Source organism: Turicibacter sp. GALT-G1, from assembly GCF_025594995.1.
Taxonomy (GTDB): domain Bacteria; phylum Bacillota_I; class Bacilli_A; order MOL361; family Turicibacteraceae; genus Turicibacter; species Turicibacter bilis.
The window spans coordinates 1-10,251 of sequence record NZ_JAMQUS010000068.1; the positions used below are offsets into that span (position 1 = coordinate 1).

Here is a 10,251-nt window from a genome sequence, read left to right on the forward strand (position 1 = left end):
ATTATCTCCTACTCGATTGTCTAAATGAAAATCATCTGCTATGCAGGTGGTTCTAAAAGCTGTTAGGGTGGGATTCAAATAAAAAAACTCCTAATGTTAAAGACAAAAAAGATTTTTTTACCAATTTGTCAAAGTATTGGGAGGTTTATCCATAAAGAATAAAAACAGTTTAGTACATACAACTTGCAATGGTAAATATCATATTGTGTTTGCTATGTTCTTTTGAATTACTTTATGTTAAATTTATGCGATTAGCAGAATGGGATATGTAACCGGCTGAGTCAAAGAGGTTTGTATAGTCCTATTCAGTACAATCTTTCACAAAGATATGGCAAAATCTTTTGTCATTCCCTGTATTAATATAAATTCGTTCAACAAACGTTGAGATAAGATTTACATGCTCCGAAGGCAGTGCTTTCTTTGCGTATTCTGCAAAGGATCATAGTTTCTTTCATATATCATTAAGTTCGTAAAGCATATAGGTATTTTCTAAACGGGTTTCTTCGATACGGATAAGGTTAGTAAAATGGATATATCGCTTTATGGTGTGTTTACTTGTACCTATATCCTTGGCAATCTGCTATTGCCTCTCGACAAGAGTGATTGCCGCTGTATCATAGTTCTTCCGTTTAAAAACAAGAGCCATATAAAAGATACTTTTCTGTTACGAAGCGTCATATTGGTAATCAATAACTGTATACTTTGCTACAAAAAAGAGAGAGCATCTCTTCCTAAAATGGTCTCTCTTCCGGATGTCTTTATCCTTTTGATAATGGTGTCATGATGTGCTCCAGTGATCTTATCGTTATGGACCAAGAAAGTTGTATGGTTCATGACAGCATAATATTATCTTTTTTTCTATTGGGGAACTACCAAATAAGTAATTCGAAGTTACATAAGTTGATAACCGAGTTTTTGAATAGATATGTTATCAATTTATGTAAGACAAGCTTCTCTAATTGGTAGTTATATCCACTTATGTTTAATAATATAATACAAATAGGTAATTAAAAAATAATAAAGTTTGGAGGTCATTTTATGGCACGTTTTACTTTACCCCGTGATCTTTACCATGGAAAAGGTACGCTTGAGGTACTCAAGACTCTTAAAGGAACCCGCGCAATGGTTTGCGTTGGGGGCGGTTCAATGAAACGTTTTGGTTTTCTTGATAAAGTAGTATCCTACTTAAAAGAAGCCGGCATGGAAGTTGAACTTTTTGAAGGTATCGAACCCGATCCATCAGTTGATACCGTTATGCGTGGTGCAGAGGCTATGACTAAATTTCAACCCGACTGGATCGTAGCTATCGGCGGTGGTTCTCCTATTGATGCTGCAAAAGCTATGTGGATCAAGTATGAGTATCCTGAAATTACCTTTGAACAGATGTGTGTAGTATTCGGGATTCCCGAGCTTCGTAAGAAGGCACGCTTCTGTGCTATTCCTTCCACATCCGGTACCGCTACCGAGGTTACTGCTTTCTCTATTATTACTGACTATGAAAAAGGCATCAAGTATCCTCTTGCTGACTTCGAGATTACTCCTGATATTGCAATTATTGACCCTGAGCTTGCAGAGACTATGCCCCAGAAACTTACAGCTCATACCGGAATGGACGCTATGACTCACGCTATTGAAGCTTATGTTTCCACCGCTAACTGTGACTTTACCGATCCGCTCGCTATATTTGCTATTAAAATGATTCAGAGTGATCTTATTGATTCTTATAACGGCGATATGTCCAAGCGTGCATCTATGCATAATGCTCAATGCCTTGCAGGTATGGCATTTTCAAATGCTTTGCTCGGAATTGTTCACTCTATGGCTCACAAGACTGGTGCTGCTTTTGAGGACTTTGGTGCACACATTATTCATGGTGCTGCTAACGCAATGTACTTACCAAAAGTTATCGCTTTCAACGCTAAGGATGAGACTGCTAAGAAGCGTTACGGTGTTATCGCTGATTATATGGGTCTTGAGGGTGCGAACGATGATGAAAAGATTGTGAACCTTATTAAATATCTGCGTGGAATGAACGATGCCTTGAATATTCCGCAGTGTATCAAGAACTACGGCGCTGACAGTTATCCTTGCGAGAACGGTTTTGTTCCTGAAGAAGTATTCCTTGAGAGACTTCCCGAGATTGCCAAGAATGCCCTTGCTGATGCTTGTACCGGTTCAAATCCCCGTCAGCCTTCTGTTGAAGAGATGGAAAAGCTGCTTAAATGCTGCTATTATGACACTGAGGTTGACTTCTAAACAGTAAACTAAAATTTACACAAAAAGCAATCGTTGTATCAGCGGTCGCTTTTTTGCAGAAGAAAGGGGAATATTATGTATAAAATTATAAAGAAGAGAATTTTGAATCCTACCGTAACGCAAATGGAAATCGAAGCTCCGCTTATAGCAAATAAGGCACTCCCCGGTCAGTTTATCATTTTGCGCGTTGATGAAGACGGCGAGCGTATTCCGCTTACTGTTGCAGGAACAAATAAGCAAAATGGCACAGTTAAAATTATTTTTCAAATAGTGGGTGCTACTACTGAAAAGCTTAATCATAAAAACGAGGGGGACTCCATTCAGGACTTTGTAGGCCCGCTTGGTGTTGCTACCCATATTAAAGGTCTTAAAAAGGTTTGCATTGTAGGCGGAGGTGTTGGGTGTGCTATTGCCATGCCTATTGCCCAGGCTGTTCACGAAATGGGTGGGGAGGTTACAAGCATTATCGGTTTTAGAAAGCGTGATCTTGTTATTCTTGAAGATGAGTTTAAGGCTTGCTCTGAAAAGTTGCACCTTATGACCGATGACGGTTCTTACGGTAGAAAAGGTAATGTTTGCGTACCTCTTACCGAAATGCTCGAAGCAGGTGAAAAATTTGATATGATTATCACAATAGGTCCCCTTGTTATGATGAAATTTGTAGTCGAGGCTGCAAGACCTTACGGAACACCTGTTACTGTGTCAATGAACCCGATTATGATTGACGGTACAGGTATGTGCGGTGGTTGCAGATTGACTTTAAATCAAGACGGCAAAAAGGTTACCAAGTTTGCTTGTGTTGATGGACCTGAGTTCAACGGCTATGAAATAGATTTCGATGAAGCAATATCGAGGGGCAAAATGTATTGGGACTTTGAGCGTCATGCATACGAAGAAACCTGCAACCTGTTTAAACAGGCATAAGGAGGAAATACAAAATGGCTATAAATCCTAAAAAGCATGAAATGCCTACGCAAGAGCCGCAGGTTCGTTCTCATAACTTTGACGAGGTTGCACTTGGGTACACAGAGGAAATTGCAATCGCCGAAGCACAGCGCTGTTTAAACTGTAAAAATCAGCCCTGCGTTAAGGGATGTCCTGTAAATATCAATATTCCCGATTTTATTGCAAAAATCAAAGACGGCGACTTTGAAGGCGCTTATGGAGTGATTTCAAAATCATCTTCATTGTCTGCTGTTTGTGGTAGAGTTTGTCCGCAAGAAACACAGTGTGAAAGTAAGTGCACTTTAGGTATAAAGTTTGAACCTGTGGGTATAGGTAGACTTGAACGCTTTGTTGCTGATTGGCACAACGAAAATGCAGCCGAGGCGCCTGGTAAGCCACAATCAAATGGACACAAGATTGCGGTTGTAGGTTCAGGTCCTTCTGGGCTTACCTGTGCGGGTGACCTTGCTAAAAAAGGCTATAAGGTTACGGTTTTTGAAGCTCTACATACCGCTGGTGGTGTGCTTGTTTACGGTATTCCAGAATTCCGTCTGCCCAAATCTATTGTTGCTAAAGAGGTCGACACACTTAAAGCACTCGGTGTTGATATTGAGCCTAATGTTGTTATTGGTAAAACACTCACCGTTGACGAACTTTTTGATATGGGATATGAGGCCGTGTTTGTCGGTTCGGGAGCAGGCCTACCTAACTTTATGGGAATCCCCGGTGAAAGTCTTAAAGGGGTTTATTCTGCTAATGAATTTTTAACCCGTAGCAACCTTATGAAATCCTACCTTAAAAATCCCGAAACACCTATTATGAAAGGCGGTAAGGTGGCTGTTGTGGGGGGGGGGAATGTTGCTATGGATGCCGCAAGAACAGCCCTTCGTTTGGGTGCCGAAAAGGTGTATATTGTTTACCGTCGTTCTATGGAGGAGCTTCCTGCACGTAAGGAAGAGGTTGAGCATGCGATAGAAGAGGGAATTGAGTTCAGATTGCTTAACAATCCTATTGAGATTTTGGGTTATGACAATCCCGACGATAAGTTTGATCCGAAAAATGGATTTGTTACAGGTATGAAATGTATTAAGATGGAACTCGGTGAGCCTGATGAAAAAGGCCGCCGGCGTCCGATTCCAGTAGAAGGATCAGAATTTGTGTTGTCTGTCGACACCGTGATTATTTCGATCGGAACTTCACCGAATCCGCTTATTAAAAACACCACCGAAGGTCTTGAAGTCAACTCAAGAGGCGGTATCATTGTAAATGAAGACGGTCTTACTTCACGTGAAGCTGTCTATGCAGGTGGTGATGCCGTTACCGGCGCTGCAACAGTAATTTCAGCAATGGGAGCAGGTAAAATGGCGGCCATAGCCATAGATGAATATTTATCGTCTAAATAATGCTTATATACAAATCGAAAAAGAAGGTTCAATTCAATAGTTGAACCTTCTTTTTCGATTTGCATCATACATAGTTTCTTTTTGATTGCATAAGAAGTTAAGAAAGTGCTTTTCGAGTTTCGAGAGCGTATAATCTTTTCTGTAAATCAGAACATCTTTATAAACTTTGGTATTGCTTATACATTTCCTCTGTACTAAATTGTAGTGTTCAAGCATGCTTTCACGCATAGGAAAACCCACATAATCCGCAAAGTAATTTGAACTGACTTGATCTTTCAAAAATAAAAATACAACGGTGGATATTATCGGGTAATTTTTATCCTATAACTTAGGACGTCTATAATAATAAAAATAACCATCCAAATGGATGGTTATTTTTTGTTGAAAATGACATTGCGTTTAATGTTTGTAATAAGTTCGTGATATTTTGATATATTAGACGTATTTAGATGAGTACGTAATTGATCGTGGTTTAAGGATAAAGAACTTTCATCGATGACTTCGTTCCAGTAATTGGTTAATACGTAATGAAAACATTCCAAATCACTAGCATCGATTCGCAGGTCATTTTTAGAATTTAATAAGATTAAATCTTCAATCGTAAGTTGCATTAAGGTAGCTTTTAATAACTCATACATAGCGATTCCCCCTTTTGCAATAAATGAGCCATACTCATTTATACTATGTATCCTATGACAAAACGTTCTAAAAAATGAGTCGTTTTTTAAAGACAACGGTTACTTCTCTCTATATAAAGTTATTTTTAAAAAATAATATAATAAATATAAAATTATCAAGTTTTAAATCCATTCATGAAAATGTAAGAGAAGAATCAAGAGTCATTAAAACAAAAACAAACCAAAGTACAACAATTGTGACTTATTTTAAATTATAAAAACGAGGAGTTCATCTCCTCGTTTTTGTTAGTTATTTTGTTGTTCACGTTCTTTAACAAGTAATTGAATTTCTTCAACTAATGTGTCAAACATTTGATCTTCAGGTACTTTACGAATGATTTCTCCATTTTTAATAAGTAATCCTTCACCACGTCCACCAGCAATCCCGATATCAGCATTTTTAGCTTCACCTGGACCATTGACCGCACATCCCATAACGGCCACATGAATATCATGAGGAATCGTTGTTAGATAGTCTTCTACACGTTGTGCAAGTGGAATTAAGTTATATTGGATACGTCCGCATGTTGGGCATGAAATGAGGGTTGGTGCATTTTTGATTAATCCGAAATTCTTTAAAATTTCACGTGCGACTTTAATTTCTTCGACTGGGTCAGCACTTAATGAGACACGCATCGTATTTCCAATTCCTTGATTTAATAAGATACCAAGACCGATTGAACTTTTAATCGTCCCAGAGAAAACTGTTCCCGCTTCTGTAATTCCTAAGTGTAGTGGATAAGAGAAGGTTTGAGCTGCTAATTCATAAGCTTTAATCGCTAAGTCAGTATCTGAGGCTTTTAATGAGATAATAATATCTTCAAATCCAAGTTCTTCTAAAATTTGAACATGGAATTTAGCACTTTCCACCATTCCTTCAGGTGTCGCTTTCCCATACTTTTGTAAAATATTTTTCTCTAGTGAACCTGCGTTAACACCAATTCGAATAGCAACTTGTTTAGCCTTAGCTGCTTCAACGACTTGGCGCACTTTTTCCTCATTTCCAATATTACCTGGATTAATGCGAATTTTATCAACGCCTGCTTCAATGGCTATTAACGCTAAACGATAATCAAAATGAATATCTACTACTAATGGAATGGTAATACGTTCTTTAATTTCTTTTAAAGCTTTGGCATCTGTTTCATCTAAACATGCCACTCGAACAAGTTGACACCCAGCTTTAGCTAAGCGGTTAATTTGCTCAACCGTTGCTTCAATATCGTGTGTTTTTGTCGTTGTCATACTTTGAATAATAACTTCATTAGCACCACCAATGTATAATTCTCCAACTTTAACACGTTTTGTATTGTTACGATGTGTGATTATTGACATCGAATTTCACCCCACAATTTAGCTTCTTTTAAGATAAAGTGCCAGATTGGCATATTTTATCTGTATTAATTATATAATAATTCTAAAGTGTTTCAACTATTATACTTAAAATTAAAGGAGGGGGATTAGGATGGCCGGTTATACTTTACCACCATTACCCTATGCTTATAATGCACTAGAACCCATTATTGATGCAAAAACAGTAGAGATTCATTATACGAAGCATCATAAAGCCTATTTAGATAAGTTAAATGAGTTAGTTAAACGTTACCCTTCATTTTTTGAAGGGAAAAGCATTGAAGAGGTGTTAAGTCAACCAGAAGAAATCCCAGCTGATATTCGACAAGATGTGATTAATCAAGGAGGGGGTTATGCTAACCATAACTTATACTTTTATAGTTTATCTCCGAATGGGGGAGGAAAACCTTATGGAAAGTTAGCTAAAGAGATTAATCTAACCTTTGGTAGCTTCAATCAATTAAAGCAGCTGCTAAGTCAAGCATCAATCAGTCAATTTGGTTCAGGATATGGGTGGCTTGTTTTAAATAATCAAAAGAAATTACAAGTTGCTAAAACATTAAATCAAAATTCACCATTAAGTGCGGGCTATACTCCTTTATTGAATATAGATGTATGGGAACATGCCTACTATTTAAAATATCAAAATCGTCGTGCTGATTATGTGGATGCTATTTTTGAGATTATTAATTGGGATGAAGTAGAGCGACGTTACGAAGAGGCAATGAATAAATAATGGCTAAAGACTGGTATGAAAAATGACCAGTTTTTTTGATGTTTAATCCTAAAAAAGTTATTAGATAATCATGAGAGTTAAAGTAAAGAAAGAAAGTGATTTTCATTGAAACAATCAATTGAAAATTCATCATACTAAGAATAGTTTTTACACAAAAAATTCAATTGGCCTCTTTTCAATTATGATATAATAAGTGAGAAGTTAGAGTGGAAAGGTGTAGGATCATGATAGATAAGTTTTTAAAACTAATTAAGTCATTAGTTTTTAGGATACATGTTCTAAAGGGTGTTTGCCTTATTTTATTTTTAGTTGTTGTTTTTCGTTTATATGCCATTCAGGTGACGTATTCGGCTGATTATCAAGCCTATATTGATCGAACATCCACTATTGAATTACAAAAAAATGTACCTCGTGGGGTCATTTATGATCGCAATATGGATGTACTCGTTGATAATGAAGCGGTGAGTACGATTACGTATCAACGATATTCAGACGTTAGTGAGAGTGAAATGAAAGAAATTGCAAGTCAATTAGCAGATTTAATTGATGTTGACTTCACCAAGTTAACATCACGTGATTTGAAAGACTTATATCTTGAAAAGTTTGAGGATGAAGCGAAAGAGTTATATACCAAAGAAGAAGCAAAGACTTTAGAGGATAAAGAGCTTTATCAATTGCAGTTGAGTCGTATCACGGATGAGATGTTAGAACAGTTAACCGATCATGATAAAGAGACGCATGCGATTTATATTAACATGAAAAAAGGAACGAATTTAACGTCGAATATTATTAAAAAAGGGGCGACAGAAGATGAAGTTGCGATTGTGAGTGAGCACTTAGAAGAAATGCCAGGCGTTAATACAGAGGTGGATTGGGATCGTACTTATCCAAGCGTAGCAGAGTGGCATCCTATTTATGGACGTGTTTCAACCTATGAACAAGGATTACCAGCGACTTTATCTAGTTATTACAAGGCCCATGATTATCAGTCAAATGATCGTGTGGGATTATCACAATTAGAACTTTATTATGAGCCCCTTCTTCGAGGCTATAAATCACAGTATGTCTTAACGAATGAAAATGAGACGTCAAACTATGATGCGATTTATGAAGGTCAACGTGGCTATGAATTAGTATTAACCATTGATGCCGAGTTACAGGCAGCTGTAAATCAAATCGTCAAAGAAGAGTTAATAAATGCGAAAAAAAATTCGTCAACGACGCAATATTTACGTGAAGCTTATATTGTCATGACCAATCCAAATACGGGTGAAATTTTAGCTATGACGGGAAATATTATTGAGTGGGACGAAGAAGCTAAAGATTATAAAATTATCGACAATTCTCTTGGAACTTTCCAAAACTCATTTACGGTGGGGTCAGTTGTTAAAGGTGCCAGTTTATTAACAGGATTTAAGTATGGCGATTCATGGCCAGGAAAAACAATCACTGATACTAAGATGTATTTCAAAGGTGGTCTAATTAAAGGATCATGGAAAAATCTTGGAGGGGTTGATGATGTAGCTGCCTTAAAGTTTTCAAGTAACGTTTATTTCTTCCAGCAAACAATTTCAATGGGGGGATCTTCTTATTCTCCATATATGACCCTTAACCTTGATTTAGACGCTTTTGAGAAATATCGTTCAACGTTTAATGAGTTTGGTTTAGGTGTGAGCACTGGCATTGATTTACCGAATGAATCAACTGGCCTGATAGAGTCTCAACGTACACCAGGGAAGTTACTTGACTTTGCGATTGGACAGGCTGACCTTTATACGCCAATGCAGTTAGTGCAGTATGTGTCAACAATTGCGACAAGTGGGAAACGATTTGCACCAACACTTGTTAAAGAAGTCTATTTACCCTCAAATGATGATGTGAGTGGTAAACAACTGGTTAAAGGATTTACGCCTAACTTATTAAATGTCGTTGAGTTAGATCAAACATACTTCAATCGTGTTCATCAAGGTTTTGTTGCAGCGTTGCAACAATCAGGTGGGACAGGATATTCAGTATTTGCAAAAGCAACATATAATCCGGCAGGAAAAACAGGGACAGCCCAGGAGTACGCACGTGATGAGGAAGGAAAGTATATCAAAGATGCAAATGGAGAATTGATTGATGTGCATAACCGTACGTTAATCGCTTATGCTCCCGCGGATAATCCAGAGGTTGCAATTTCAGTTGTTGTCCCACAAGGTGAATTAGCGAGTCAATCACATCCTATCTCGTTACAAATTGGGGAGCGAGCGATGCAAGCGTATTTTGATTTGAAAAAGGAACGAGCGAATGTTCAAAACAATGCTGTAGAAACGGACGAGTTAACAGTTCCGGCAGACGAACAAGTTTCTGCTGATGATTCGAACTAACATTCAATAAAAATATTCACTCAGTATGTATGAGATAGGGAAAAATATCCTATTATATAGAAGAGTTATACTAATATGACAACTATTTTTAAATTAGGTATAAATTAGTTAAAAATAGGACTTGAGCCATGTTCAAGCATTTGTTATAATTTTTACACACAATATTAAACAACAAAGAATCACTTTATAGTACAAAAATGATAAAAAAAACTTTGTTTTTTGTAGTCTCTCATGCTATAATGTAGAAGTTGTTATTAGATTGGAGGGATTTTAGTGCGAGTAAATCTTACATTAAAATGTACAGTTTGCGGTGAAGAAAACTACATTTCTAAGAAAAATAAACGTAATAACCCAGAACGTCTTGAGATGAATAAATACTGCCCACGTTGCCGTAAATCAACTGCTCATCGCGAGAAAAAATAAGGAATACTTCCTTTTTATAAATCCTGTTATTCAACAGGATTTTTTTTATGTATAGAAGTAATTGAAATCGGTTCTTTGTCAACTGGTGT

8 protein-coding genes are annotated in these 10,251 nt (G+C 37.1%); 6 read left to right on the forward strand and 2 right to left on the reverse strand.

The window, feature by feature from the left end:
* Positions 1–1,038: 1,038 nt before the first annotated feature.
* The 3 genes from NEH74_RS11580 (at position 1,039) to gltA (ending at position 4,604) form a co-directional block, all read left to right on the forward strand.
* On the forward strand, positions 1,039–2,256 hold the full coding sequence (locus NEH74_RS11580) for an iron-containing alcohol dehydrogenase (protein ID WP_055242542.1): 1,218 nt from the start codon (positions 1,039–1,041) through the stop codon (positions 2,254–2,256).
* Positions 2,257–2,331: 75 nt separating this feature from the next.
* Positions 2,332–3,180, forward strand: coding sequence for a sulfide/dihydroorotate dehydrogenase-like FAD/NAD-binding protein (locus NEH74_RS11585; RefSeq protein ID WP_055242545.1), 849 nt, complete (start codon positions 2,332–2,334; stop codon positions 3,178–3,180).
* A 14-nt stretch (positions 3,181–3,194) separates the two neighbouring features.
* Positions 3,195–4,604: an NADPH-dependent glutamate synthase gene (gene gltA / locus NEH74_RS11590; protein ID WP_055304667.1), complete on the forward strand. Its 1,410-nt coding sequence runs from the start codon at positions 3,195–3,197 to the stop codon at positions 4,602–4,604.
* Between the two features lie 371 nt (positions 4,605–4,975).
* Here gltA and NEH74_RS11595 read toward each other — a convergent pair whose 3' ends face one another.
* Positions 4,976–5,242: a hypothetical protein gene (locus tag NEH74_RS11595; protein ID WP_055242551.1), complete on the reverse strand. Its 267-nt coding sequence runs from the start codon at positions 5,240–5,242 to the stop codon at positions 4,976–4,978.
* Positions 5,243–5,527: 285 nt separating this feature from the next.
* Entirely contained in the window at positions 5,528–6,616 is a 1,089-nt protein-coding gene (ispG, locus tag NEH74_RS11600) for a flavodoxin-dependent (E)-4-hydroxy-3-methylbut-2-enyl-diphosphate synthase (protein ID WP_055242553.1), read from the reverse strand.
* Between the two features lie 130 nt (positions 6,617–6,746).
* Between ispG and NEH74_RS11605 the strand changes: the two genes are divergently transcribed.
* From NEH74_RS11605 to rpmG, 3 genes are all read left to right on the forward strand, one after another.
* On the forward strand, positions 6,747–7,370 hold the full coding sequence (locus tag NEH74_RS11605; RefSeq protein WP_055242555.1) for a superoxide dismutase: 624 nt from the start codon (positions 6,747–6,749) through the stop codon (positions 7,368–7,370).
* Positions 7,371–7,594: 224 nt separating this feature from the next.
* Complete coding sequence (locus NEH74_RS11610) at positions 7,595–9,739, forward strand: peptidoglycan D,D-transpeptidase FtsI family protein (protein WP_070099769.1); 2,145 nt, start codon at positions 7,595–7,597, stop codon at positions 9,737–9,739.
* A gap of 273 nt (positions 9,740–10,012) precedes the next feature.
* The gene (rpmG, locus tag NEH74_RS11615; protein ID WP_055242559.1) at positions 10,013–10,162 is read left to right on the forward strand and encodes a 50S ribosomal protein L33; all 150 of its coding nucleotides are present in this window, start codon (positions 10,013–10,015) and stop codon (positions 10,160–10,162) included.
* Positions 10,163–10,251: the final 89 nt, after the last annotated feature.

What these genes read in the sequence shown, in the direction of transcription:
- NEH74_RS11580 (WP_055242542.1), top strand. Translation starts at nt 1,039, where the DNA reads ATGGCACGTTTTACTTTACCCCGTGATCTTTACCATGGAAAAGGTACG.
- NEH74_RS11585 (WP_055242545.1), top strand. Translation starts at nt 2,332, where the DNA reads ATGTATAAAATTATAAAGAAGAGAATTTTGAATCCTACCGTAACGCAA.
- gltA (WP_055304667.1), top strand. Translation starts at nt 3,195, where the DNA reads ATGGCTATAAATCCTAAAAAGCATGAAATGCCTACGCAAGAGCCGCAG.
- NEH74_RS11595 (WP_055242551.1), bottom strand. Translation starts at nt 5,242, where the DNA reads ATGTATGAGTTATTAAAAGCTACCTTAATGCAACTTACGATTGAAGAT.
- ispG (WP_055242553.1), bottom strand. Translation starts at nt 6,616, where the DNA reads ATGTCAATAATCACACATCGTAACAATACAAAACGTGTTAAAGTTGGA.
- NEH74_RS11605 (WP_055242555.1), top strand. Translation starts at nt 6,747, where the DNA reads ATGGCCGGTTATACTTTACCACCATTACCCTATGCTTATAATGCACTA.
- NEH74_RS11610 (WP_070099769.1), top strand. Translation starts at nt 7,595, where the DNA reads ATGATAGATAAGTTTTTAAAACTAATTAAGTCATTAGTTTTTAGGATA.